Origin of the sequence: Nocardia sp. NPDC050413 (assembly GCF_040655475.1) — a bacterium.
Lineage (GTDB): Bacteria > Actinomycetota > Actinomycetes > Mycobacteriales > Mycobacteriaceae > Nocardia > Nocardia coubleae.
This window is the reverse complement of the sequence record NZ_JBFAJZ010000017.1, coordinates 46,991-71,058: the sequence shown is the minus strand read 5'-3', so window position 1 is coordinate 71,058 and position 24,068 is coordinate 46,991. Positions and strand designations below refer to the sequence as shown.

The 24,068-nt window shown below is 67.3% G+C and carries 25 protein-coding genes; 20 read left to right on the top strand and 5 right to left on the bottom strand.

The annotated features are described in order from the left end of the window. Positions 1-144: 144 nt before the first annotated feature. Together AB0I19_RS27320 and AB0I19_RS27315 are read right to left on the bottom strand one after the other, a co-directional pair. Positions 145-558 (bottom strand): VOC family protein, encoded by a 414-nt coding sequence (locus AB0I19_RS27320; RefSeq protein WP_357152500.1) that lies wholly within the window; start codon positions 556-558, stop codon positions 145-147. A 4-nt stretch (positions 559-562) separates the two neighbouring features. Further along, on the bottom strand, positions 563-1,405 hold the full coding sequence (locus AB0I19_RS27315; protein ID WP_357152497.1) for a helix-turn-helix domain-containing protein: 843 nt from the start codon (positions 1,403-1,405) through the stop codon (positions 563-565). A gap of 428 nt (positions 1,406-1,833) precedes the next feature. Here AB0I19_RS27315 and AB0I19_RS27310 point away from each other — a divergent pair, with 428 nt between their 5' ends. From AB0I19_RS27310 to AB0I19_RS27230, 17 genes are all read left to right on the top strand, one after another. After that, the gene (locus AB0I19_RS27310) at positions 1,834-2,745 is read left to right on the top strand and encodes a zinc-binding dehydrogenase (protein ID WP_357152494.1); all 912 of its coding nucleotides are present in this window, start codon (positions 1,834-1,836) and stop codon (positions 2,743-2,745) included. Between the two features lie 125 nt (positions 2,746-2,870). Beyond that, positions 2,871-3,965 (top strand): redox-regulated ATPase YchF, encoded by a 1,095-nt coding sequence (ychF, locus tag AB0I19_RS27305; RefSeq protein WP_357152492.1) that lies wholly within the window; start codon positions 2,871-2,873, stop codon positions 3,963-3,965. A gap of 160 nt (positions 3,966-4,125) precedes the next feature. Beyond that, positions 4,126-4,749, top strand: a complete 624-nt coding sequence (locus AB0I19_RS27300) for a TIGR02391 family protein (protein ID WP_357152489.1) — start codon at positions 4,126-4,128, stop codon at positions 4,747-4,749. 83 nt (positions 4,750-4,832) lie between these two features. Beyond that, positions 4,833-5,657, top strand: a complete 825-nt coding sequence (locus AB0I19_RS27295) for a hypothetical protein (protein WP_357152486.1) — start codon at positions 4,833-4,835, stop codon at positions 5,655-5,657. A 111-nt stretch (positions 5,658-5,768) separates the two neighbouring features. Further along, the gene (locus tag AB0I19_RS27290; RefSeq protein ID WP_357152483.1) at positions 5,769-6,443 is read left to right on the top strand and encodes a GntR family transcriptional regulator; all 675 of its coding nucleotides are present in this window, start codon (positions 5,769-5,771) and stop codon (positions 6,441-6,443) included. 173 nt (positions 6,444-6,616) lie between these two features. Next, entirely contained in the window at positions 6,617-6,826 is a 210-nt protein-coding gene (locus AB0I19_RS27285; protein ID WP_357152480.1) for a DNA-binding protein, read from the top strand. A gap of 399 nt (positions 6,827-7,225) precedes the next feature. After that, the gene (locus AB0I19_RS27280) at positions 7,226-7,534 is read left to right on the top strand and encodes a hypothetical protein (RefSeq protein ID WP_357152478.1); all 309 of its coding nucleotides are present in this window, start codon (positions 7,226-7,228) and stop codon (positions 7,532-7,534) included. Beyond that, entirely contained in the window at positions 7,531-8,325 is a 795-nt protein-coding gene (locus AB0I19_RS27275) for a hypothetical protein (protein ID WP_357152475.1), read from the top strand. Before AB0I19_RS27280 ends, AB0I19_RS27275 begins: the two co-directional genes overlap by 4 nt. After that, positions 8,322-10,412, top strand: coding sequence for a hypothetical protein (locus AB0I19_RS27270; RefSeq protein ID WP_357152472.1), 2,091 nt, complete (start codon positions 8,322-8,324; stop codon positions 10,410-10,412). The genes AB0I19_RS27275 and AB0I19_RS27270 overlap by 4 nt, the downstream gene beginning before the upstream one ends. 28 nt (positions 10,413-10,440) lie before the next feature. Then, positions 10,441-10,950: a hypothetical protein gene (locus tag AB0I19_RS27265; protein WP_357152469.1), complete on the top strand. Its 510-nt coding sequence runs from the start codon at positions 10,441-10,443 to the stop codon at positions 10,948-10,950. Between the two features lie 39 nt (positions 10,951-10,989). After that, positions 10,990-11,535, top strand: coding sequence for a hypothetical protein (locus AB0I19_RS27260; RefSeq protein ID WP_357152466.1), 546 nt, complete (start codon positions 10,990-10,992; stop codon positions 11,533-11,535). 43 nt (positions 11,536-11,578) lie between these two features. Then, entirely contained in the window at positions 11,579-13,333 is a 1,755-nt protein-coding gene (locus tag AB0I19_RS27255; RefSeq protein ID WP_357152464.1) for a hypothetical protein, read from the top strand. Next, positions 13,330-14,442, top strand: a complete 1,113-nt coding sequence (locus tag AB0I19_RS27250) for a hypothetical protein (RefSeq protein ID WP_357152462.1) — start codon at positions 13,330-13,332, stop codon at positions 14,440-14,442. Before AB0I19_RS27255 ends, AB0I19_RS27250 begins: the two co-directional genes overlap by 4 nt. Then, complete coding sequence (locus AB0I19_RS27245; protein WP_357152459.1) at positions 14,439-14,759, top strand: hypothetical protein; 321 nt, start codon at positions 14,439-14,441, stop codon at positions 14,757-14,759. Before AB0I19_RS27250 ends, AB0I19_RS27245 begins: the two co-directional genes overlap by 4 nt. After that, positions 14,756-15,544 carry a DUF2637 domain-containing protein gene (locus AB0I19_RS27240; protein ID WP_357152456.1) on the top strand — a complete coding sequence of 263 codons (789 nt, stop codon included), beginning with the start codon at positions 14,756-14,758 and terminating at the stop codon, positions 15,542-15,544. Before AB0I19_RS27245 ends, AB0I19_RS27240 begins: the two co-directional genes overlap by 4 nt. A gap of 87 nt (positions 15,545-15,631) precedes the next feature. Continuing rightward, entirely contained in the window at positions 15,632-16,087 is a 456-nt protein-coding gene (locus tag AB0I19_RS27235) for a hypothetical protein (protein WP_357152453.1), read from the top strand. Positions 16,088-17,974: 1,887 nt separating this feature from the next. Continuing rightward, on the top strand, positions 17,975-18,169 hold the full coding sequence (locus tag AB0I19_RS27230; RefSeq protein WP_357152450.1) for a hypothetical protein: 195 nt from the start codon (positions 17,975-17,977) through the stop codon (positions 18,167-18,169). Positions 18,170-18,334: 165 nt separating this feature from the next. Here AB0I19_RS27230 and AB0I19_RS27225 read toward each other — a convergent pair whose 3' ends face one another. Then, entirely contained in the window at positions 18,335-19,771 is a 1,437-nt protein-coding gene (locus AB0I19_RS27225; RefSeq protein ID WP_357152447.1) for a recombinase family protein, read from the bottom strand. Between the two features lie 121 nt (positions 19,772-19,892). Further along, positions 19,893-21,068 carry a Cmx/CmrA family chloramphenicol efflux MFS transporter gene (locus AB0I19_RS27220; protein WP_357152444.1) on the bottom strand — a complete coding sequence of 392 codons (1,176 nt, stop codon included), beginning with the start codon at positions 21,066-21,068 and terminating at the stop codon, positions 19,893-19,895. A 307-nt stretch (positions 21,069-21,375) separates the two neighbouring features. On the opposite strand from AB0I19_RS27220, the gene AB0I19_RS27215 reads away from it, so the two are divergent. Beyond that, on the top strand, positions 21,376-21,570 hold the full coding sequence (locus tag AB0I19_RS27215) for a DUF1737 domain-containing protein (RefSeq protein WP_357152442.1): 195 nt from the start codon (positions 21,376-21,378) through the stop codon (positions 21,568-21,570). Here AB0I19_RS27215 and AB0I19_RS27210 read toward each other — a convergent pair. Next, positions 21,533-22,156, bottom strand: coding sequence for a class I SAM-dependent methyltransferase (locus AB0I19_RS27210; protein WP_357152440.1), 624 nt, complete (start codon positions 22,154-22,156; stop codon positions 21,533-21,535). The two genes, AB0I19_RS27215 and AB0I19_RS27210, sit on opposite strands and share 38 nt — an antisense overlap. 114 nt (positions 22,157-22,270) lie before the next feature. Here AB0I19_RS27210 and AB0I19_RS27205 point away from each other — a divergent pair, with 114 nt between their 5' ends. Continuing rightward, positions 22,271-23,404, top strand: coding sequence for a DoxX family membrane protein (locus AB0I19_RS27205; protein WP_357152437.1), 1,134 nt, complete (start codon positions 22,271-22,273; stop codon positions 23,402-23,404). A gap of 352 nt (positions 23,405-23,756) precedes the next feature. Further along, positions 23,757-24,062, top strand: a complete 306-nt coding sequence (locus tag AB0I19_RS27200; RefSeq protein WP_067485716.1) for a hypothetical protein — start codon at positions 23,757-23,759, stop codon at positions 24,060-24,062. Positions 24,063-24,068: the final 6 nt, after the last annotated feature.

Here is a 24,068-nt window from a genome sequence, read left to right as displayed (position 1 = left end):
CCGCGGCTATTCCAGCGCCCAGGTCACCCGCACATTCGCGCCGACCTCGGTCTCGCCGGGGACGACCGGCACCGGGGAACTGCTGCGCGCGAACACGCGGCGGACCCTCCTCGAGGTTAGGTCGTGCGAGGTAGGGGAGCGGGTTTACTCACCGCTGTAGGTGCCGAAGCTCCAGAGGTTGCCTTCGGGGTCTTGGGCGCTGAAGCCTCGGGAGCCGTAGTCCTCGTCGCGGAGTCCGCGGATGATGGTCGCTCCCGCGGCGGTGGCGCGGGTGTAGAGGGCGTCGGGGTTGTCGGTGACGAGGTAGATGTTGGCGACGCCGGGTGGGCGGGTGCAGAAGGGGGAGTCGTCGTCGCGGCCGGTGGAGCCGAACATGATGCCGCCGCCTTCGGGCCAGCGCAGTTCGCCGTGTTCGACGATCGACGGGTCGTCGTCGCGGGCGTAGACGGCGGTCGCCTCGAAACCGAAGGCGGTGGTGAGGAATCCGATCATGGCGCGGGCGTCGGTGAAGGCCAGGCACGGCCAGATCGTGCTGCGGGTGTCGGTGGAAGTAGTCATGTCCTCAGCCTCGCGCTTCGGCCGCCCCCGGGTCTTGGACGGATGGAATCTCCTCTGCCAGCCAGGCTGTCGGCGCCACGCCTGCCAGTTCGGCGAAGTCGCGATTCAGGTGCGCCTGGTCGTAGTAGCCGCAGGTGGCCGCGATCTGGGCGATCGAGACATACGACGGCGTGTTGGTGAGCATGCGGCGGGCGCGTTCGAATCGGATGATCCGCGCGGCCAGTTTCGGGCTCGCGCCGAATTCGGCGGTGAACTTGCGGGTGAGGTGTTGTCTGCTCCAGCCGATGCGTTCGGCGAGGGGATTGATCGGGCAGGTGCCGCCCGTGCCGACGAGAGTGCGCCAGGCCCAGGTCAATTCGGCCCCGGGGACCGATTCGGTGCGGGCCGCCGCGGTGAGCGCCCGGTCGCAGGCGGCGAATCTGCTCGGCCAATCATCGTGCGCGTGTACGGCGTCGGCGAGTTGATCGCCCAAAGACCTTCGCGCTTGCGAGCATTCGATCGTCACATCCCACATCTCGCTCGCGGGCATCCCGAACAGCACACGACTGCCGAGTGGGGTGAGCTCGATGGCGACACCTTCCTGGAAACCGGTGTGCGCGATCATCGCCGGGGCGGCTTGCAGTCCGCTCAGGACACATCGGTAGCTGCCGGGTGGTTGACGCCGATCGGTCTGCTCGACGACTTCGATCGGGGGGCCGGCGGCCACGATGAACGTCATGTGCCGTGAGGGCAGACCACGGTGCAATCCTGGTTTGTAGCCCGTCATCCGATAGCCCACGTACCGGTCGATGAACGCGGCGAGAACCGGCGCGGGGGCTGCGGTCACCACCTCCGTGGTCGCCTCCATACGCGTCACGCTACGCCGGAGCCGTGGTGGCGGCCAGAGTGCTCGATGGCGGGACCGCCGCAAGGGCGCCGCCGATCTCGCGTTCGTCGTTGGAGTTCCCGCGCGCCGCCTCGGCCGCCGTCGACGGTGACCGTCTTCGGGCCGTGCGTGCCAGGCGGCGCCGCAGCCGGTCCGCCGGGCCTGGTTGTCGACAGTTGATGTGTTCGCGGCGGTGTCGGTGCGGGATGCGAAGTGCGCCCGCAATTCGCCTTGCGGGGTGTGTTGTTGCGCACGCGTCCGAGTGCCGGGGACGGGGTAACCGAATCGAGAAGGTGCTCTCCGTGCCGTCATCGATGCGGTGAGATATCGCACTCGGCGGGTCGGAGCGTGTGGAAACACGAGGTCAGCCGGTTAATCTTGCGCCTTCGTCCAATTTTGTAGGAGGTGTCATGCGGCGGGTTCAGTACGAGCGCAGCAGTGGTCCGGAGGTGCTCGAGGTCGTCGCGGCCGAGGTGCCGGTGCCCGGTGCCGGTGAGCTGCTGGTCCGGGTGGAGGCGATCGGGGTCACCCTGTCGGCGATCCGGCGCATCAGCGTGGCGCAGCCGTTGCGGGCCGAAGTGGCCGGTGAGGTCGTCGCCGTCGGTGACGGGGTCGACGGGTACAGCGCCGGCTACCGCGTGGTCGGCGTCTGTGACGCCGACGCCTACGCCGAATACGTGCTGCTCTCGGTCGACCAGGCCTCCGCGATTCCCGACGGTGCCTCCGCCGTCGACGCCGTCGCCCTGATGCGCAGCGGGCTCGTCGCCCTCGGCGCACTCGACACCGTCGCCCCGCGCGCAGGCGAGACCGCGTTGGTCACCGCCGCCGCGGGCGGAGTCGGCCACCTCGCGGTGCAGCTGGCCCGCGTGCGCGGCGCGAGCTGGGTGGTCGCCGCGGTCTCCGACGAGAGCAAAGCCGGCTTCGTCCGTGAACTCGGCGCCGACGAGGTGTACACCTACGACCAGCTGCACTGCGGCAAGCAGGCCGACTACGCCCTCGACGGTGTCGGCGGCAGCGACCTCGGCAACACCCTCACCGGCCTCGCCGAGGGCGGCCGTGCCGTCACCTACGGCAGCAGCGGCGCGATCGACACCGAGGACCTGCTCGCGGGCGGCAAGACCCTCACCGGTTTCCGCATCGGCCGCCTCGCCCAGCGCGACCCCGCCCGCTACGAGGACCTGCGCCAGGAGGTCTGGCAGCACTACGCGTCCGGTCTGCTGCACCCCGTCGTGCACGCCGAGTTCGCCCTCGACGACGCGGCCGCCGCCCACGCCGTCATCGAGCAGCGCACCAACCTGGGCAAGGTCGTCCTCGTCCCCTGAGCTGGTCGCTGTTCCGCCTCCCCGCGACTCTGGCCTGATTCAGGTGCGTGGAGATTGTCCGGGCGAGACAAGGTCTGCCGGGGCGGGGTCGCGGCGTAGGGGCAGACCCGTAGACTCTGATCCTTGTGAGCCTCACCCTCGGAATCGTCGGCCTGCCCAATGTCGGAAAGTCGACCCTGTTCAACGCGCTGACCAAGAACGACGTGCTGGCCGCGAACTACCCGTTCGCGACCATCGAACCCAACGTCGGCGTGGTCCCGTTGCCGGACAAGCGGCTCGACAAGCTTGCCGAGATCTTCGGCTCCGAGCGGATCGTGCCCGCCGTCGTGTCGTTCGTCGACATCGCGGGCATCGTGAAGGGCGCCTCCGAAGGCGCGGGTCTCGGCAACAAGTTCCTCGCCAACATCCGTGAGGCCGACGCCATCTGCCAGGTGGTCCGCGTATTCGCCGACGACGACGTGATCCACGTCGACGGCCGGGTCGACGCCGCCGCCGACATCGAGGTCATCGAGACCGAGCTCATCCTCGCCGACCTGCAGACCCTCGAGAAGGCCATCCCGCGCCTCGAGAAGGAAGCCCGCGTCAAGAAGGACCGCAAGCCCCTGCTCGACGCCGCCAAGGTGGCGGAGGGTTTCCTCAACGAGGGCACCACCCTGTTCGCGGCGGGCAAGAAGATCGACGCCGAGCTGCTGCGTGAGCTGTCGCTGCTCACCATCAAGCCCTTCCTCTACGTCTTCAACGCCGACGAATCCGTCCTCACCGACGAGGCCAAGGTCGCCGAGCTGAAGGCCGCCGTCGCCCCCGCCGACGCCGTCTTCCTCGACGCCAAGGTCGAAGCCGAACTCCTCGAACTCGACGACGAATCCGCCCTCGAGCTGCTGGAATCCATCGGCCAGACCGAACCCGGCCTGCACGCCCTCGCCCGCGCCGGCTTCCACACCCTCGGCCTGCAGACCTACCTCACCGCAGGCCCCAAGGAAGCCCGAGCCTGGACCATCCACCAGGGCGACACCGCCCCCAAGGCCGCAGGCGTCATCCACACCGACTTCGAACGCGGCTTCATCAAAGCCGAAATCGTCGCCTTCGACGACCTGATCGAAGCGGGCTCCATGGCCGCCGCCAAAGCCGCGGGCAAGGTCCGCATGGAAGGCAAGGACTACATCATGGCCGACGGCGACGTCGTCGAGTTCCGAAGCGGATTAGCCTCAGCGAAGAAGTAGTGCTCAACGTGCGTCGTTTCGATCCAGGCGAGGAGATTGCCCAGTGAGGGCTCGGGATGGGATTGCTCGACTGGAGGAGCTGCAGTCAGAGGCATCATCCAGCGAAGAAATTCAGGTCGGAAAGTCGGCATTCACTGCTTGGAAAGCGAAGGTTCGAGGGGTGCTGGTGGCCTCCTTGGGCGAATCTGACGACCTGATAAGGCAGTTCGACCACGTTCGGTACACCCTCAGCATGTGGACCGATCAAACTCCTGCAAGCACCTTCCACGCCGCCCATCGCCGCGGAGTTCAGAATGCGTGCGGCATCATTGAAGCCGCGATCTACCAACTAAGGCTCGCTGAGTCGGCCAGCGATGAGGCCGTGGTCGACGTGCACTCGTTCGATGCTGAACTTTGGGATCACGTGCGGCAGCTGGTCGAACTGGGCGACTGGGGCAAGGTTGCGGCACAGACAGCAATCTTTGTCGAGAATCACGTTCGCACCTGGGCTGGGGATCCGAAGGACAAGAACGGCAACTCTCTTGTAGGGAAGGCGTTGTACCTCAAAGTGTTTGCTGACGATGGTGTTTGGCGACTTGGCGGTCAATCCGGGGAGTGGGAGGGATGGCGATATCTAGGCATGGGCTTTGCTCAGGCGTTGGGGAACGTGGATCGCCACCGCATCCAGAAGCGGCCGGACGCCCGACAGTACGCGATTGGCGTTTTGGGGCTCGGCAGCCTGTTGCTGACTCAGATGCGATATCAGCACCCCGAATTGGTTCCAGCGCTCTCGCAAGATAGTTGATAGCGCCCGGGCAGCGGAACGGCTACCTTACGGGCTCGCGACTCTGAGACCCACCGACGCACTGCGGTGGGCAGAATGACGTTATGACTTCCTTCGTGCTCTCCCCGGATCGTCGCGACCAACTGGCCACGCTTCTCGCGGATGAGGTGAGGCTGCAAACGGAGTATCCGAAGGTCGCTGAATATCTGGACACCGCAGCGGGATTGGTCGGCGGAGCCGATCCAGAGCAGGAGCGGCTGCTCGACCTGCGAATGCTGCACTTTCTGGCTGACGGTGACAGCCCGAATCCGTACTGGGCGATCGTGGAGCCGCTCGTCGGCGAGGGCGTGGAGCGGCGGCGTTGCGTCCCGGGCGGTGGTGCGGGCACGGCTCGGCTTGGTTACGCGCAGACTGTCCTACAAGAGACGTACGCGTACGCGATTCCTGCCCCGAGCACGCTCGACTGGATTGAGCGGGTCGCGGACGGTCGAGGAATCTGTGAGGTTGGAGCCGGACGCGGGTACTGGGCCGCGATGTTGGCCGACCGCGGTGTCGAGGTCGCGGCGTTCGATTCCGAGCCGCCGGTCGCATCGGCGAATCCCTCATTTCCGAACGCTGCTGGGCGTCGGGCGGAATGGCACCCGGTGGCTGGCCTTCCAGAGCTGGAGCAGCAGGGCTTCGGGGATCGAGCCTTGTTCTTGTGCTGGCCGCCCGGTTGGGGTGACCCGATGTCTGCCCAGACACTGCGGGAGTACATGGCGGCGGGCGGTGACCAGCTGATCTACATCGGCGAGCCCAAAGGTGGAAAGACCGGCTGTGACGAGTTCTTCGACGCACTGTCGGACGGCTGGACGCTCGAGGCCACGGACGACTCCTTCGTCTCATGGTGGAACCTGGATGACGCTGCTCAGTGTTGGCGGTTGCGCTGACGGTCCCGACACGGGACGCCGTCGCGCTGCGGGTGTGTCGCGCGGTTGAGGGTACATTCAGCTGCGTATACGCAGGTGACGTCCTGTGTCAGTGACCGAGAGGGGTGCTCGATGGCGGAACCGAAGTATGTGGCGATCGCGAACAAGTACGCGGCCGACATTCGAAAAGGAGTGATCCCTCCGAACGTCTGGCTACCTAGTCATGCCGAGATCGCCCGTGAAAACGGAGTGTCCGAGATCGTTGCTCGCCAGGCTGTTGGACAGCTGCGGAGGTGGGGGCTCGTGACGACGGTCGAGCGGAGGGGGACCCAGGTCCTCGCGCAGCGAGACGACACCCGGCTTTCTCCGGAGCGGCAGACAGAGAGTCCCGAAACGACCTATGAGACCGAAGCGACGGCGGGCGTCGAGGTGGTGATCGACCGGCAGTCGGCCGAGATCGTTGCCGATGAAGCTCTCGCTGACACGTTCAGTATCGACGTAGGTGCCGCCTTGATTCACGAGACGGTTCGCGCATCCGAAGATGGCCGGCCGATCTCGATCTCGGACTCCTATCACTTGCCCGGCCAGTCGCCGCCTGAGGCGGAAATCCTCGAGGAAGAACTGTCGGAGCGAGTGCCTCCCGAAAGCCATTCGGAGTGGCTGGGGGTTCCGGCCGGCGAGCCCATTCTGATGGTCAAGCAGCGCTACCTGACGTCGGCAGACCAGCTGCTGATGCTGTCGGACGTGTCGTACATTCCGGGCCGGTACCGGACTTTTTCCTTCCGGATGGTTCTGCCCCGCGAGTAATGCGGAGTCGCCGCGCGCCGGGGTAGCCCGGTGTCAAGAGCCCTGATCAGGCTTCTGATCAGGGCTTTTTGCTGTCTGTAGCACCTTGCGTATACGCAATGCTTGAGCGTATACGCAACTGCGTATACGCTCTTGTGTATACACAAGCCGCATATGTGGAAGGAGCTGCATAGATGAACACAGGGGAGAACTCGACAGGGCCTGTTCTGATCGGCCTGCGCGATGCCGGGGTGCTTGCCGGTGGCGTGCATCCCACGACTGTGCGCCGCTGGGTCAAAGCCGGACTGTTGCAGGCATTCCAGGTCGGGCCGCGTCTGATCAAGGTCGACCGCGCCGAGGTTCTGGCGCTGAAGCGCCCGCTCGTCGAGGGCGGTGCGAAATGAGTGCCCCGATCCGAAACAAGCGGCCGCTCGCGGGTTCCGTAACCTCGCCACGTCTGAAGAACGCGGAGGCCTGCGCAGCGAGCGTTGACGAGAGTGATGGACCGACTCGGCTGAAGCCGCGGAACGTCGCCGCCGCACCCGATGTCTCGGACTACCTCGAAGAGATCGTTGCTCAGGCGCCGCCGATGACAGCGCACGCCCGCGCCAAGCTCGCTGCACTGCTGGGTCGCAGCGCATCGCGGAGGGCAGCGTGATGCGGGGTAAAACGCTGATCACAGCGGTTGCCGTCATGTCCATCGGCTACATGGTTCTGACCGCGCCGGATGTTCTCGGGTTCGTCCTGATGGTCGTCGGCGCAGTGTGGCTGTGGCGTTCATCAAAGCGTGCGGGGGTGCGGCGATGAGCGGCGGAATATTCCGGGCGCCTCATGAGGACCGCAACGAGGTAGGACGCAGCGCACTCGGGTCGATGTCTCGCCCGGAGTTCGCCGGGGTCGGCGCGGTCTACGCCCCGGTGAACCACCTGCCGCCTGCTCTGCGTCTGTTCGTCCTGGCCGCGGCCGTCCTGATCGGAATGGTCGGCTGCTCGGTCGCCTGGGTTGACCAGCAGTCCTACGTCGAGTCCCCGAACATCTGCCGGGCACACGAGACCACGCGGACCGATTGCGTGCACGTGCAGCGTGTGCCGCCGGCTCAGGTGCCGCGATGAGCGGGAATCTGACGCCCCGGGAGATGCTGCTACTGACTGTTCTGGCTGAGATGTACGGCGCCCCTCTGGATTTGGTGGCGTTGATGTTGGGTGTCACCGAGTCACGCGCGTACCGGATCGTGCGCAAGCTGCGAAGTCTGAAAGTGGTGTCGGAGCTGGGGATGCGTCCGGTGCCGGGGCCGTCGTGGATCACTCCGACCAAGGCGACTGCGGACGCGTTGCTCGGTCGGCCGACGAAGTACTGGATGCCCAGCCCGAAGATGGCCGCGCACACGCGCACCGTCCTGGAGGTGCGCTTGGCGCTGGTGGGGCTGGATCTGGATCGCTGGATCTCTGAGCGGCAGCTGCGCGGCGAGATCCCGATCGCCAAGCCGGGCGAGACCCGCCCCCACATCCACGACGGCCGCTACATCAACAACCACGGTGAGCTGATCGCGGTCGAGGTCGAGCTGACCGCGAAGAACCTCAAGGCCGCGAAAACCGCAGTCGCCCAAGCGGTCCAGGCGGCTCGCGCCAGCGACTGTGCGGGCCTCATCTACTACTACCGCGGGCCCGCCGTGAAATCTGTCCTGACCAAGGCCGTCGCCGAGCTGAACGCCGCAGGCCACTTCGAGAACGCCGGGCTGCGGATGCGGTCGGCCGATGTCGACGCCGAGCTGCTGAAAAGGCCCACCAAGCCTGCTGCGTCCGATCTGCGACCCGGTCTCCGGGTGATCGCAGGCGGCGCCGCTGATCACGCAATCCCCCAGGTCACAGACCCGAACGAAGATGGAGAGGCGGTGTCGTCATGACCTGCACACCGATGATCACCCCGAAAGACTGTGCACCGTACGCCCCGGAGCCGGTGCTGTCGGCGCAGCCGCAGCCGACCGAAGCCCCGCAGATCCAGGTCGATCCGACGATGCCGCCGATCGGGCTGGAGACCGATCCGATCGGGTGGATGCCGAAGCTGAGCGAGATCCCAGTCGAGGGCGTCACCGATGCGGCCCTGTTGGCCGGTACGTGCTTGGTGGCGGTGCTGGTGCTCACCGTGATGATCATGGTTCCCGCGACGTTGTACGCGTGGAAGCCGACCAAGCTGCGCAACTGGCTGCTCGGGTCGCTGGCCGCGATGCCGGGTGCGACCGCGTTGTGGCACTGGGACATTCTGGCGCCGGGCACGATGGCCACCGAAGCGTCGCGCCAGTTCATGGCCGGGGAGTACGTGGCCGGCCTGCTCGGGATGGCGGTGGTCCTGGTCCCGGCCGCGTGGCTGACCGCGACGCTGGCCTACACCCATCTGCAGGTGAAGCTGTCCACGGTCGGGTTCCAGTCCCCGGCCAAGACCGAGCGGGCGCTGTGGGCGCGGTCGCAGCGTGAGCAGCGCGCCGCAGCCCGCCTGGCGCAGCGGCGCCTGCCGTTCCACACCGGTGGCTTGAACCCGGATGTGGTGATCGGGCGCCTGGCGCACGAGCAGACCCAGGCCCCGGCCAAGTCGATGCTGCGAACTCTGTTGGGCCGCAACGAGACCCGGCTGATCGTGCCGTGGATCGCGTTGGCCGAGCACATGACCACCGTGGCGTCGTCCGGATCGGGCAAGACCACCCTGATGCGCCGCGTGCTCGTGGCGTGGTTCGTGGCGACGTGGATGCGGCACCGCCAGTGGTGGAACCGCAACCGTCCCGGCCGCCCGCAGGTGCTGGTCCTGGACTGCAACGGCGGCCCGCAGAGCATCGCGGTTGCCGAGGGCATGGCCGAGTGGTTCCGCGCGATGGGCGTGCCCGAGGAGCGGATCGGGATCTTCCCGCAGGTGTCGCTGAACATGTGGGGCACCAAGGAGCGTGACGACCTGCGTTCGATCCTGTCGTCGATGATCTCCGGCGGCTCGGTGCCGACGTCGGACACCGAGAAGTACTTCTACGAGATCCGCGAGACGCTGATCCACCTGATCGTCGATGCCCCGGCCAAGGTGGAGCTCGTCGACGGCGTGCCGACCGCGATCGGGGAGAACCCGCCGCGCGACTGGTTCGAGTTCATGTCGCGCTTCGACGAGAAGAAGCTGGCGAAGCTGTGGGGCGGGGTCTACGACCCGGACGTCCCGTGGGCCGGTGTCCCCGGTGTCGACCACGAGATCGCCTCCACCATCGCGGGCAAGCAGAAGGTCCTGCACTCCGCCCGCGCGGAGTTCGGCAACCTGTGGCGCTCCCTCGGCGACGCGTTCGACGAGGGCAAGGCCATCACCGACTACGACTTCCTCTACATCGTGCTCGAAGGCGTGAAGACCCCCGACCGGGCCCGCGCCCAGTTCGGCGCCATCGGCTGCATGCTCGAGCAGCTCGCCGATGTCGACCACGGCCGCCAGATCCTCATGGCCGTCGACGAATTCAGCGCGGTGGCTGACGGTAAGACCCGCGCGGTCAAGTGGGTCGAGCGCCTGCGTAAGGCCGGTGTCGGGTCGTGGTGGATCGCGCAGACCTGGCAGGGCCTGGGCTACGACGACGACGCCCGCACCGGCCTTGTCTCCGCGGCTTCTGGTGGCTCGCTGCTGGGCCGCACGACCAACCCCGAACAGATCGCCAACATCTACGGCACCCGCCGCAAGTTCGACCTGTCCCGCAAGTTGATCGGCGGATCGAAGGTCGGCGACGAGGGCAACGTCCAGGCCAACGACGAATACATCGCCCCGCCGAACAAGCTGCGCGCCATGCAGAAAGGCGACGTCGTGTGGGTCGCCGGTGGGCGGACCCGGTGGGGCCGGGTGTCGATGCTCGACGACGCCGCCCTCGAGCGTCAGCGCCCGCTGCCGGGCATGACCGCATCCCTGGCCCCGGCTCCGGCCGAGGCGGACACCGCCGCGCTGGCGCCGGTGATCCCCATGACCAAGCGCCGCCCGGCCTGACACCGACTGACCTGCAAGGAGATTCATCATGGCTGTCCCGAACCCGCTACCCGATCCGGAAGAGCACGGCGAAGACCTGCTCGGAGGACTCACCCCGGCTCAGCAAGCTCAGTTGTCCGCCCTCGACGAGGACATGGACGGCAGCCCGGCCGCCAAGCTCGCCGCCCAGCTCGTGCCCGTCAAGCACGACGGTGGCCAGTTCGGTCGCACGGCCAAGCCCGTCGTCGACCGCGCCGCCCGCGCCCGTGACTGGGCCCGGATCTGGGGCCCGGCCGTGGCCGGTACCGGCGTCGCCGTCGCCGCGGTGACCGTGCTGCCGCTGCCCGGACCGCTGTCGCTCTACGTCCTGGCCGTCGCCGCTTTCGGGTGGTGGCACTGCGCCGGACGCCCCGGCATCACCGAGACCGCCCAGATGGTCGGCTACGCCATCGCCGACACCGGCAGCTGGATCCGCCGCCACGTCGAGGCCCTGGCCGTGCGCCGGGCCCGCTACGAGACCCGCCGCACCACGTCCGACCCCAAGCCCAAGCAGAGCTGAGCGTGCCCCGCGCTCATCACCCCGAGAAGGAGAAACATCATGACCAGCAACAACATTCGTCCCGCCGCCGCCGGTTTCGTGGTCGGTGCCGCGAGCCTGCTCACCGTCATCGCGGTGCTGGAATCCGACGCCGTGCACCGGGTCGAGCAGTGGCAGCGCCGCCTGCGCATGGACCCGGCCGAGCGTGCCGAGTTCGACGCGCTGGCCGAGCAGATCCGGTTGGACCGCGACCAGCACCTCGCCGAGGCCGAAGCCCGCAAGGCCCGAATCCGCGCGAAGTTCCGCCCCGACCAGGTCGTCACGGTGACCGACCGCGAGATCACCGATCTGTCCGAGTTCACCGTGGCCGAGCTGATCGGCGAGATCACCGAGTGCAAGCGCCGAATCCGCCAGACCCGGCAGACCCGCACCACCTTGCCCTCGACCGCCGACCTCGACCAACTCGCCGCGCTGATCGCGGAATTCGACGCCCGCCATTGGGACCAGCACCAGAAGCAGACGCGACTGGACCGTCAGCGTCTCGACGGGGCCTCGCGCCAGGTCCACGACGGCAGCGAGTGGATGCCGCAGCCCGCCGAACTCTGACCAGAAGTTCCAGCAATTCACCACTCACACAAGGAGATTCACGATGTTCATGTCGAACGACAACAACACCACCGCTCACGCTGACGGCCCGGCCGTCGAGGACGAGATCGTCCGTGAGACCGGGCGCACCCTGGGTCAGATCATGGCCGTGGCCCGGTCGTGGATGCAGAGCCGTAAGGGCCGCCAGAGCGGTGTGAAGCCGCCGAAGCTGTCGCGTAAGGAGCGGCGCGAGCTGGCCGAGGCCATCCGTGAGCAGGTCGGCGAGCAGCGCATCGCCGAGGCTTGGTACACGAAGCGGGTCAACGACTACCACTCCGAGGTGGTCGCGGCCGGCCTGCGCCGCCATCAGCCCGGTTTCACCGCGGCTGACGCCGAGAACGACGCCGCGCGGTTGGAGGGTATCCGGTACGGGATCGAATCGACCCTGCACGAGACCGCTGTGCTGCCGCTGGAACAGCGCGGTCAGGTCGCACTCGCGCTGAATGCGGCCCAGCGCAATCCCGACCGGCCGTATGGCGCGATCTTCAAGCCGATGGACCGCCAGCAGGAGCGGGTCGCCCGCCAGGTCGCGGTCCTGTCCGAGAACTGGGTGGCCGAGCGGCGCGAGGACAACGCCCGCCTGGTCGCCGAGCAGCGCGAGCGGGCCGCCAAGCTGGCCGAGGCCCGCCGCGAGGCCCGTCCGCCCCGTAACTACGACGAGCTGGATCAGGCCCAGCGCAACGCGGTGCAGGCGCTGCGCAGCGCGCATGTGGATATGGACCGGGCAGGCAACGAACTGGCCTCCGAGGCTGCCGAGAAGGCCCGGGAGCAGGCGATCGAGGCCGCGCGGGCGGCTGGGCTGACTCGCCGCGAGGTGGGCCACGAGATCGACTACATGTACGAGCACACCTACTACGCCGCGACCTACGGGGTGCCCGGTGGTGTCCAGGTGACCAATCACTACCCGTTCCGTGAGGAAGCACTGTCGGAGACCGCTCGGGAGATGAGCTGGGATCGCCGCCTGCCCAGGGACGGGACCGTGTTCGTCGAGGTAGGGGCTCGGCACGACGGGTTCGCCGCCGACGACGTGCAGCGTCGCAGCGCGATGGGCCCGCGTCATGAGGCGATCAACGCGGTCGGGCGCTGGTCGCGGGAATCCGAAGGGGTGATCGAGTACTTCGACACCCCGCACGAGGTGGCGGTGGCTCGGATCGAACCGGGCACCGGCAAGGTGCTGGCCAGCGAGATCGCCACGGTCACCAGCGAGCAGGCCGCGCTGGACTTCGCGCACAACAGCGTCCGCTCCGCGAGCCCCGACACCGCGCGGATGCGGGTCGAGGTCACCGACCCGAAGCACCCGGAGTCCCCGCGCTACTCCGAGTACGGGCTGCCCGGCACGCTGTCGAACAAGCTGGCCGATCAGCGGGTCGCCTCCCGTGAGGAGTTGTTCCGCGCGCAGCTGGACACCTATCACGCCCGGACAGAGGAGTACTCACAGGAGTACCACAGCCTCGACCGTCGTCACCGGCTCTCGATCGAGCACAACGCCGATCTGACCGACCGCAACGCGGATCTGACCCGGCAGCTGGCCACGATGATCGCCGAGCGCGACCAGGCCCTCGCCGAGGCCAAGCAGCTGCGCGGTGAACGCGACCAGGCGGTGCAGAAGCTCGCCGAACGCACCCCGAAGGCCGAGCGGTTCGGCAGCCCCGAGCGCCAGGCCGCTGCGGCCCGCGAGACCGCCTCGGCCAACGCGTTCGCCAACGCGCCCGTGAACGCGTTCGCGGCCGCAACTGAGCGAGACGGGATGGAGCGGTGAGCCCCCGCGACGACGACCTCGACGATCCGTTCATCGCCCGCTACGCCGACCGCATCACCGACGACCGAGAGGTGTTGTGGCGGGCCGACTTCGCCAGGGTCGTCGAGTTCGAGGACCGCGGTCCCGACGAGGACGCCAGCTTGCTGCTGCGGGCGCGGGAGATCCGCGCCCGGTGGTCCGCTGACCCGGTCGTCGGCCCGCACTGGGTCGAGCTCGACGAGATGCATCAGGCCTGGACCGACGCGCCAGCGGTGATGAAGCGGGCCCACGAGGTGTTCATGCCGGGCGGATTGCAGCCGCCCGGCATGAGCGACACCCGGTGGTCGTCCCACATGCAAGCACGAGAGATGACCGGCCACGGCGCCTGGCCCGGCCACGAACCCACCTTTTCCACAGACGTTTCCGTGAGGCACGAACCAATGACTGAGACTACCGACCGCACCGAGATCGACGAGTTCGCCACCGAGTCCGACACCGAGCAGCTGATGCGCTCGGATTTCACCCACTGGGCCTCGATCGGGGACCACCGCGACCCCGAGGACTACGACCCGGCCTCCGAGATCGAGCGCGGGGAGTGGTCGTCGACCTGGATGCAGCACGGCGATGATCGCTGGCTCGAGGAGTGGATCAACCTCTCCGACGCCTACCTGGACTACCGCGACAACATCGAGTACGCCGATGCCAAGCGCGCCCAGCTGGGCGACGCGATCGGTCCTGTGGAGGCGCGTAGCTGGGATCAGGCCCGCGACCTGGCCGTCAACGGCATCAGCCGCGACAAGTGGGGCGTGGTCAACTCGCCCTACGTGACGCGGATCGAGGATCGTGTCGATGAGATCCGTCGTCAGCAGCCGACTCTCGACGATGCCCGCCGCCAGCAGTCCGCAACCGTCGAGCAGCAGAGCAGTGAACTGGCTGCAACCCCGTCGCCGGGCCTCTCCGGGCCGATGGTGTCGCTCGACGACCGGGCCCGGTACACCCCGCAATACCCGGTCCCGTCGTTCGGGGCCAGCGTCGCGGCCCGGACCCAGTCGCTCAACGCGTTCTCCCACGCCAGCACCGCGGTGAACGCGTTCGCCGCCGCCACCGAGCGAGACGGGATGGAGCGGTGAGCGCCGCGGCCGAGATGACGATGCCGTCGACTGCCGTCGTCGAGCACGGCCAGGCGGTGACGCTGGCCAAGGTCATCGCGCTGCACCCGTCGCGCCCGGAGACCACGACCGAGCAGACCGATCCGGCCGCCCGCATCGCGCAGCTCGAGGCGATGGTCGCCGACCTGCAGGACCGTAACCGCGAGCTTGCCAGCGACTTGGACAACGCCCTGGACCAGTTGGCCGGGCACGCCCTGCACGACCACCAGGAGCGCCTGGTGCGCACGCCTGTCAACGCATTCGCCGCGATCGAGTGGCGGGAAGGACTGGACCGATGAACACCGTGTCTACCGCTGGACAGCCCGTCAAGCGCCCGTCTACCGGCGGTATCGACTGGGCCGAAGGCACCGCATTGGCGATGACAATCGTTATTGCTTTGGGTGCGTTCGCGTGGTCGTTCGCAGCGCTGTCGGATTTGGCGGTCATGGCCGGGATCGACGCCCGTCTAGCGTGGGTCGGCCCGATCTTCGTCGACGGTGCGATTGTCCAGTCGGCTGTCGCGCTGGTGTCGTTGCAGCGCCGGGCCGCCCAGCGCATCGAGATCCCGACCGCGACGAAGGTGTTCTTCTGGGGTGAGCTGTTCGCCGCCGAGCTGATCAGTGTGGTCGGAAATGGCCTGCACGCTGCGGAATCCGGTCAGCGCTTGCTCCCTGCTGCCGTCGCGGCCGCAGTCGCCGGGGCGGCCCCGCTGTTCGGTCTGGCCGCCACGCACGGCCTGACCGCCCTGATCGAGGTACCGCGCACCGCCCCGAAGCCGGTAGACAGCCCCGCGACCGGACTGGACAGCGATTCGACACCGGTAGACGCCGAGTGGACAGCACTGGACACCGACCGGACAGCACTGGACAGCGGCTCGACAACCGGGCTCGCGGCACTGGACAGCGCCCCGGCGCCGGACCCGCTCGCCGAGCGCGATGCGGATATCCGCCGCCGCCACGCAGCCGGTGAGTCCACCCGTCAGATCGGTGCCGCGGTCGGTCTGTCGCACTCGCGTGTAGCGCAGATCCTGGCGTCCACCGAGCCGGTGGACACCGGAGCGGAGGTGCTGACGCTCATTCGCTGACCGATCGCTGACGGGGCGGGCGACCGCGTCCGCCCCGTCGAACTTCCCGACTTCTCAACACACGCACCACTCCGAAGGAGCACCATCATGACCAGCACGCTGACCGACCTGGACCAGATCAACGCCGAGATCATGACCGCGGGCGCGACCAACCCGTTCGGCAAGGACATCGAGCCGGGCACCGGGGTGTCGGGCGAGATCATCGCCGTGATCCGCCGTCACCGCCGCAACAGCAAGGGCCTGCCGCTGTACTGGGTCGACCGCAAGCCGATGGCCGTCGAGGCCGGCGACCCGGTGATCGACTCGCAGCTGGTCGTCGAGATCGACCAGGCCGAGCTCGTCGACGCCCAGGACGAAGGCCTGCGGCTGATCACCCTGGACCGCGACGTGCAGCGCGCCCTGCGCGCGGGCCTGCGTAAAGCGCGCGTGGCCGGTGTCGCGGTCGGCGGCCGGATCGAGGGCCTGCTCTACGTCGGTCCGGTCGAGGGCGGTGGCTACGGCCGGATCTACGACCTGGGCGCCTACGTCCCGCCCACCGCGTAACCGCGGTCCCCTCGAGGAAGCCCCCGACCTACTGGGTCGGGGGCTTTTTCGTGTCCGGAGTCGGTCGGCTGCCGTGGAGCGGCACGCTTTCCTCACCGACTGTTCCCCGGCCCTTCCTCCGAAGGCTTCGTTAGCCCGGTGGTCGGGTCGGTCAAGGGTGGCCGCCAGGCCATCGGCGAAGCCGACGCGCAGCGCCCTTGAGGGGCCCGGGCGCCGGGCGCACAATGTCCGGCCGAGGAAGGGCCCGGCTCGTCGTGTTTTCGACGATCGTGGAGTCGATCTTGCTGCAGGTCAGCAGCGCGAAAAACTAGCCAATCTCTCGGCAAACGCCGAGACAACATGTGTCAGGACTTGTGGTTACCTTTTGGCGCCCACCACCCACCACCTCACCCTCTCTGACCAGCGCGTTCGCGCACAGATTTTCGCTCGATTCCCCCCACCCCCTTCCACATCTCACCGCCACTTCGTGACAGTGAGATGTGGAAGGGGGTGGGGGAAATCAATCAAAAATCTGAAAAAGAAGTCAGAGAGGGTGAGGTGGTGGGTGGTGGAAAAGAGAAAAGAAAAAGACATGGGTTGCGTTGGGGATACCTCGGAAAGTTGGGAGCGTGGTGCTTTGGGCAACGGTGGCGGTGGTGGCGTCAGGTGCGCGTGGCTGCGGTCTAGAGCCGCGGCTGTGGAGGTGGGTGGTGTGGCGTAGCGCGTGTGCCGGTGGGTGCGTGGTGCGCGGGTCGTGCAGCTGCTCGGCGAGGCCGGAGCGGTGGCACGACCGGAAGGGTATCGCGACCTGCGGTCGCGCGGATCATCGCGGGGGACGTGGTGTCTGTCCCTCTCGGCGTGGCCTGATCTGGGGCTATCACACGGTCACCGAGCATCAAGGGCGCCTGCGGCGTCGCTGCGCGATGGCTGCGCCACCCTTGACGCCCGGCGCCCGCGTGATCGAGACGCCCCAGGCCACACCGAGAGGGACAGACACCACAACAGACCAGGCCATCGCTCAGATCCGGAGATCGCGCCCAGGGGGCGCGGAAGGGCATCCGCTCGCCGCGGGGGCAGGCCGCCCAAAAGGGTGGGCAAGGCACCGACCGATAAGCCGGTCTACCGCAGCCACAAGGAGGCGGCCCAGTCGTCGACCGGGCTGGGTAACGAGTCCGCCAGCAACCTTGCAGCGTCGAAGTCAGTTACCGATGGGCGGTCTACCGCAGCTCCGTACATTCGGACAGCAGCCCGGCCGGGTCGCATTTGGCGGCGCGGCCTGCGAATGCCGCCGGCGACGAGATCGTGTGATGGGAGGACTGGTACGACCGCGGCGTCATCGTGGACACGGTGCCGCGCAGTCCGGCCGATCCAACCCGGAGTCTCCTGCGGCGTGTTCGGGACGAGCAAGCTGGGCCGGTACGCGCTCACCATCTCCGTCGCTACCTGGGGCAGTAGCCGGTGCGCGTATCGGAGCATCCGTAGATGACTGGTGCTCCGTGACCCACGACACAGCGCAATTATGACTTGCATCACGCTCCGATAGGCGATGGTCCTCGACTTCTTAGTGGCGCTGGTTCAGCCACTGCCGGTAGGCAGGCGGACTGCGAAGTCCAGGTCACCGCGTGCGGCGCTGGTAGGCACTATTCAGTCGGAGCCGTAGTGAGCGAGCCCACATGCAGGTGTCGGTGGCACCGTCCTTTCACCGCCCTTTGGCGCCTGGCTTGTATACCTTCGCGGCCTGAATCTGCTCCAATATGCGGAGCCGTCCGAGCACGCCTCAATCGCCTCGAAAACGGCGCTGCCCCCGTCCTGCTGGAACAGGACGAGGGCAGCTGGTTCCACCAATAGCAATACATGAGACTGCACGCCACGAGCGCCGAGTGATCACTCGGCGGATAGGAACTTGCCTTGACCATATCGACCTTTCCGGCGGGCGCCAACAGCGAGCCGCCGAGAAATCGACCGAACGCCGATCCGCGTGTCGTTCTCGCGTTGGCCGTCACGCTTGCGGGCGTGTGCGGGGTGGCTGGTGACTGGGCCACGGCCACCTTGGTGTTGAGCCAGGTTCTGGCTCTGTTCACGCTGCCGGCGGCCAGGCGGTAGCCGAAGTCCGCGCCGGACCTGCTGATAGGCGAAGTGACGGTCAGTCACTTCGCCTGCAGTTCTCGGGAGCGGATCATGTTGTCACTCCGTGAGTGCGCCATCAATGCGGAGGACCCGATGCCGATGCCCATTGCCTCGGCGTCTACCCGTGCGCCGCGTGCTGGACTATCGGGGAGTGATCTGAATGGAATTGGGGTCCAGTGTCTTTCGGCCACGCGGTGCGGATGTCAGCCGAACTTCGCAAAGTAGGTCGATGATTGCTCGTTTCGCAACCAGGTCCGCCGCCTCAAAAGCCTCTACAGGAGAAGGTGCTGACAGGATCGCGGAAGCGGTCGGTCCTGCGGTGATGACCATCCGCTCTGCTTCGAGGCGCGCGATTTCTGTTTCGGCCTCATCGCGAATCTCGGAATAGAGATCACCGTCGATGAGTTCAGCCTTATAGTCCGCGCGAGCGCGCTTGATTCGATCACGTTGCGCGGCCACCTGTTCGGCGAGATTGGAGACCTGTTCGTCGTCAGTCTCCACTAGTAGGTCGGCGAGGTCAGTCCGCGCGAGTCGTAGGCGAACGAACCCGAGAACCACCGCATCGACGACCGATCGCGATCGCATGACGTGGCCCGCGCAGCGATAGCGAGTGCCGTGCGACTTCACGAGCGAGTCGCACACTGCGCACATGTAGAGGCCTGAACCGAGGTGCCGTCGATCAGTTCCAACGCGATTCGTAGCGCGGTTCGGATCGTCCAAGCGACGCTGGACCTCGAGCCAGACGCCGTCCGGCACGATTGGCTCCCACTCAGCACGGACTGGTGCGCCGGTTTCGTCGCGAACTATCTCACCGTCAAGCATGCTCCATCCGGCATATCGTGGATTCCGAAGGATTCCGTGAACCGTCGACGGATTCCACGGCTTTCCCGTGCGAGTTGGTAGCACCGGCACGGAGCTGGGAAGGTCTTGGACCAACGTCAGGTCGCCAGCTGCGCGAACGACGGGTTCGGCCCCGGACAGTGCGGCGGTGATCGAGCGCAACGATGCGCCCTCAGCAAATGCCTCGAACACCGCGCGGATGGCTGCGGCTTCCTCAGGCACCAGCTCGCCGTTGAGCGTGTATCCGGTGGCTCGAATTCCTCGGGGTGGCCGGCCTTTCGCAGCCCGCTGCAACTGGGCACGGCTCTGGCGGGCGCCCTTTCGTTCCATCTCGGCTCGGGCTACAGCCGCCTTGATTCGGGCGTACATCCGGCCGCCGTCGGTTTGCAAGTCCGCCTCGCCGTTCGCAGTGACCAAGCGCAGGCCTTGGCTTTCCGCGGCGTCGATCCAGTCCTCAAGCTGACGTGGCTGCCGCGTGAGTCGGTCGAGGTCCCACGTCACCAGGGCGTTGAACCGGCCAGCCGTGAAGTCTTCGACCATCCGGTCATAGGCCGGACGTGACTTGACCTTGTTGAACGCCGAGATGCTGTTGTCGGTGTAGACCTCGACGAGTTCCCAGCCGCGGCTGCTGACGATCTGCATGCAGTCCTCGCGTTGGCGCTCAACGGCCAGACCTTCGCCAGTATGGTCGAGGCTTACGCGCAGGTAGATCGCCGCACGGACGGGGATGAGAGGCATAGAGGTTATTCTACTTCGCGACTCGGTCGAGTTCCGCTTCAACGTGTAATCCATTGCGCCTGAGCTGACTGAAGGAGACCGGCGTCGATCATCGACGCCGGCCTCGGATAGATGCGCTGAATCAGCGTGCGTTTACGTGCGCCTTCTCGCTCGCCTGTTGCCGACGCTGCGCCATCAGAACCACGGCCACCGCCGCGCTTGTGAAGACCGCGCTGCACAGCCATGCCGTGGCGGGACGGGCGGTGAGGTCGACGACGAGGCCGGCGGTGATCGGGCCGAGAACCGCGCCGACGTTGAATGCGGTGGTTGCCAGGGCGCCTGCGATGCGCGGCGCGGTGGGGGCGGCGGTTCGCACGATTGTGGCGATCAGCGTCGATCCCACGCCGAACGCGACCGCGCCGGTCACCACTGCCATGATCATGACCCCGATCAGCAGGTGCGCGGTGAGTGCGGCCAGTAGCCAGACCGCGAGGAGCGCAATTGTTCCGGTGGTGATGATCCGTTGGCGATGGGTGTCGCTGTAGCGGCCCGCGATCGTGACGCCGGCGAACGAACCGAGGCCGAACAAGGCGAGGCCGAGGGGAACCCACCGGCCGTTCGCGGCGGCGTCGTTCGTGATGGTGCCTAGGTAGGTGAACCCGGCGAAAGTCGCTGCGTTGACGAGGATTCCGGCGGTGACAGCTACCTGGACCTCTGGCAGCCGCACGACCGACCATTCATGACGCATCGACAGCGCTTGCGGGTCGGGCCGGTCGTCGCGACCGAGCATGAACCACACCGGAACCAATGCGGCCGCGCTGATCACGGCAACAGCCCAGAACGTCGATCGCCAGCCCCATGCCTGGCCCAGAAGAGTGCCCGCGGGCACACCGGCGATGCAGGCGACCGTCACTCCTGAGATCACCACAGATGTCGCTCGGCCGACCGACGCCGGGCCGACCAAGCGCGGCAACGCGGCCAGGGTGACCGCTAGGAACCCGGCGTTGGCGACGGCGGCGACCACCCGCGTCACCAGCAGCACCCCGAACCCGGTCGCGACCGCCCCCACCACGTGGGCGGCACAGAACAGCGCCAGGAACGCGGTGACCGAATACCTGACCGGCATCCGGCCCGCCGCCGTCGCCATCACCGGTGCGCCCAGCACCATGCCTGCCGCGAACAGGGAGGTCAGCAGACCTGCGGCGCCGAGGGAAATTCCCACGTCACCCGCAATCTGCTCGAGCAATCCCGACACCATGAATTCGGATGTGCCCTGCGCGAACACCGCGACAGCCAGCACGAAAACCACAACGGGCATAAGAGAAGACTCCCCGGAAACAAGGGCACCACCATCACCACGACGGCACCCGGGATGAGTGCGGAAGCGGGTGATCGGTCACCCGTCCGCGAGAAGCGACATCATCCGGCGTCGCGAGATGGGCGAATACCGCCGGGCGCACGGCGACCAGCGGGAACCACACTCACAACGCCGCCCGGCACAGGCCGAGCGGCTACCGTCTTGACGCCTCCGGGGAATTCACGCCGCCACCTTAGCAATCGGCGAGCCGGCCTGCCGAAGACGACGTCGAGGAATTCCGTTTCGTCGTCAAGCGTTGACAGGCGCTGTGGAATCCGAACGCTTACCTCGTTACCGCTTGCTGACCGGCCCCGACGACTCGAGTTTCTGCCGACGGGTCAGTGAAGCGCTGGATATGGGCTACGAGTTGCACGGTGGACCGGCCGCGACGCATGACGGGGAGCGCGTCGTCGTGGCTCAAGCTGTCATCTGGACGCGCGACGAGCCGACGCCTGGCGCGTGACTGCCAGGGCACCATATGGCCGAGACGCGTCGAAAGCGTGTGGGGTGAGGCGGTCGAGTTCGGTGAAGCCTGCGGAGGTGAGGACCTCGGCGAAGGTGTCGACGGGCCAGCGGTAGGCGGTTGTCACCTTGTGTGGAAACGGTTCGACAGCGGTTTCATCGGTGAAGAAGCCGACGACGAGTCGGCCCCCGGGGCGAAGAATTCGCCGGAGTTCCGCCAGCACGCCAGGGATTTCGTCCGGCGGCAGATGGATGAGGGAAAACCACGAGAGCAAGCCGGCAACGGATTCGTCCGGCGCGTCCACGGCGCGGATCGAGCCGACCTCGAACGGAATCCCGGGGTAGGTCGCGCGGGCGTGCTCGATGAATTCGGGGACCATGTCGAGGCCCTCGGCCGCGATACCGGCTTCGGTGAGGATGTGTGTGAAATGCCCCGGCCCGCAGCCGAGGTCGAGGACGGGACCCTCGGTGAGGTGGCGGAGGACGAAAGCGGAGTCGTCGGGGTCGACGGCGGCGGGAGAGCCGCAGACCTCGATGTAGAGCTCGTGCAAGTCGCTGTAGGCCGCGCGGACGGTGTCATCAATCACGATGCGACCGTATCAACGCGAAACAGGGCGGTCGGTCTGTTGTTCGTTTGTGCGGAGGGGGACAGGGTAAGGCGGGAAGCGAGGAACCGACAAGCCAGACGAAGGGACCCGACCATGCCGATCAGGCCTGTCCGCCGCATTGCCCGCACACTGCTGGGGACGACGTTCATCGCCACCGGAGTGAACGGTTTGATGAATCCGAAGCCGCGTGCCGAGGCGGCCGCCGCCCTTGCCGACAAGGGGCGCGACAGCCTGCCCGACGCGCTGGCCGCCAAGGTCCCCGACGACCCCGGCAAGATGGTGCAGATCAACGCGATGGTGCAGGTGGCCGGTGGTCTGCTGCTGGCGAGCGGCCGCGCACCCCGCCCCGCCGCCTTCCTGCTCGCCGCGACCGTCGTCCCGGGCACCGTGACCGAACAGGACTTCTGGTCCGAATCCGACCCCGATCGTAAGGCGGTGAAGCGGGCGGGGTTCCTGAAGGACCTCGGCCTGCTCGGCGGCCTGATGATCGCGGCGGCCGACACCGAGGGCAAGCCGTCGCTTAGCTGGCGGGGTCGCCGTGCCGCCCACAAGCTGATGGATCGCAGCCCGAGCCTGGCCGAGCAGGTGCGCGACGAAGGAGTGGTTGTCCTCGACGCCGCCAAGACGCGCGGGTCGCAGCTGGCCGAGGTCGCCAAGGAACGTGGCCCCCAGCTGGCGGAGCTGGCTCGCGCCCGCAGCGAGCAATTGGCCGAGCTGGCCAGGGAACGCGGCCCGCAGATCGCCGAAGCCGCCCGCGAACGTGGTGCGCACCTCGCGGAGGTCGCCCGCGACCGGGGGCCGGAGGTGGCCGACGAGGCGCGCGGTCGAAGCTCGCACCTTGTCGAGATCGCCAAGGAGCGCGGGGCACAGCTGGCCGAGGTCGCCAGGGAACGGGCCGAGATCGCGCGCGAACGTGGCGCGGAGGCGGCCGAGGTCGCGCGTGAACGTGGCGAGGAAGCCAAGGTTCGCGGCAAGCGCGCCGCCAAGCTCGCGCGCAAAGAGGCCAAGATCCGCGGTAAGTACGCCGCCGAGGTTGCCCGTGAACGCGGTGAAGAAGCCAAGATCCGTGGCAAGCACGCCGCCGAACTGGCCCGCGAACGCGGTTCGGAGCTGACCAACGGCAAGCGCCGCCCGCTTCCCTCCGCAGCCGCCGACCTCGCCGACCTTGTCGAAAAGACCACCGCCACAACGGCATCCGCCGTCCGCGAGCGCTCCGCCCGCCGTTAGAATCCGGCGAAGGCCGTAGCGGCGACGGCTGGCTGCCGCTCGACTACCGCACCGCAGCACCCAACCGCCGCACCGCCCCGAGCCGGTGCGGCGGTTGTGTGTTGCCAGCTGTTGGAGACCGAACCCGCGTGGCAGTTGGTTGCACCCCGATCCGACCGCCTTGCCGCCGTGAACCTTTGGGACAACGCACAACGATCTGCCCCGATATCCGTGGTCTGTCGGACCGGTCCCGCATGGCGGACCATGGAACTCGCGCGGGAGATCGGGTAATCCCGGCGAATCGGGTTTGATGCCGCGCTCAGGTGTGAATACTGGGCTTTCGCAGTTGTTTTCGGAGAGTGGGATTCATCAGATGTTGTCCGGTCGTGAAACGTCCAAGCCGTATGCCGTTCGAGTCGCGTTGGTCGCGGCGGCGGTGACGATCGGGGTGCTCGGTTCGGCGGGCCAGGCGGCCGCGCTACCGGGCTCGGGTTCGGCGAGCGGGTCGGCCGATCTGGCGACCGGGTCGGCCACCGGTTCGGCGAACCTGGCGACGGGTTCGGCGGCGGGCTCCTCGGATACCGGTGCCGCGGGCGGCTACTTCGCCTGGCAGTCGTCGCAGTTCCTCAACAACACCCTGCGGTTCCTGCTGTCGCTGCCGCAGGGAAACCTGCGGTAGGGGCCA

What these genes read in the sequence shown, in the direction of transcription:
- AB0I19_RS27240 (WP_357152456.1), top strand. Translation starts at nt 14,756, where the DNA reads ATGAACACCGTGTCTACCGCTGGACAGCCCGTCAAGCGCCCGTCTACC.
- AB0I19_RS27285 (WP_357152480.1), top strand. Translation starts at nt 6,617, where the DNA reads ATGAACACAGGGGAGAACTCGACAGGGCCTGTTCTGATCGGCCTGCGC.
- AB0I19_RS27255 (WP_357152464.1), top strand. Translation starts at nt 11,579, where the DNA reads ATGTTCATGTCGAACGACAACAACACCACCGCTCACGCTGACGGCCCG.
- AB0I19_RS27260 (WP_357152466.1), top strand. Translation starts at nt 10,990, where the DNA reads ATGACCAGCAACAACATTCGTCCCGCCGCCGCCGGTTTCGTGGTCGGT.
- AB0I19_RS27280 (WP_357152478.1), top strand. Translation starts at nt 7,226, where the DNA reads ATGAGCGGCGGAATATTCCGGGCGCCTCATGAGGACCGCAACGAGGTA.
- AB0I19_RS27270 (WP_357152472.1), top strand. Translation starts at nt 8,322, where the DNA reads ATGACCTGCACACCGATGATCACCCCGAAAGACTGTGCACCGTACGCC.
- AB0I19_RS27295 (WP_357152486.1), top strand. Translation starts at nt 4,833, where the DNA reads ATGACTTCCTTCGTGCTCTCCCCGGATCGTCGCGACCAACTGGCCACG.
- AB0I19_RS27310 (WP_357152494.1), top strand. Translation starts at nt 1,834, where the DNA reads ATGCGGCGGGTTCAGTACGAGCGCAGCAGTGGTCCGGAGGTGCTCGAG.
- AB0I19_RS27275 (WP_357152475.1), top strand. Translation starts at nt 7,531, where the DNA reads ATGAGCGGGAATCTGACGCCCCGGGAGATGCTGCTACTGACTGTTCTG.
- AB0I19_RS27200 (WP_067485716.1), top strand. Translation starts at nt 23,757, where the DNA reads ATGTTGTCCGGTCGTGAAACGTCCAAGCCGTATGCCGTTCGAGTCGCG.
- AB0I19_RS27205 (WP_357152437.1), top strand. Translation starts at nt 22,271, where the DNA reads ATGCCGATCAGGCCTGTCCGCCGCATTGCCCGCACACTGCTGGGGACG.
- AB0I19_RS27235 (WP_357152453.1), top strand. Translation starts at nt 15,632, where the DNA reads ATGACCAGCACGCTGACCGACCTGGACCAGATCAACGCCGAGATCATG.
- AB0I19_RS27225 (WP_357152447.1), bottom strand. Translation starts at nt 19,771, where the DNA reads ATGCCTCTCATCCCCGTCCGTGCGGCGATCTACCTGCGCGTAAGCCTC.
- AB0I19_RS27320 (WP_357152500.1), bottom strand. Translation starts at nt 558, where the DNA reads ATGACTACTTCCACCGACACCCGCAGCACGATCTGGCCGTGCCTGGCC.
- AB0I19_RS27220 (WP_357152444.1), bottom strand. Translation starts at nt 21,068, where the DNA reads ATGCCCGTTGTGGTTTTCGTGCTGGCTGTCGCGGTGTTCGCGCAGGGC.
- AB0I19_RS27290 (WP_357152483.1), top strand. Translation starts at nt 5,769, where the DNA reads ATGGCGGAACCGAAGTATGTGGCGATCGCGAACAAGTACGCGGCCGAC.
- AB0I19_RS27315 (WP_357152497.1), bottom strand. Translation starts at nt 1,405, where the DNA reads ATGGAGGCGACCACGGAGGTGGTGACCGCAGCCCCCGCGCCGGTTCTC.
- AB0I19_RS27265 (WP_357152469.1), top strand. Translation starts at nt 10,441, where the DNA reads ATGGCTGTCCCGAACCCGCTACCCGATCCGGAAGAGCACGGCGAAGAC.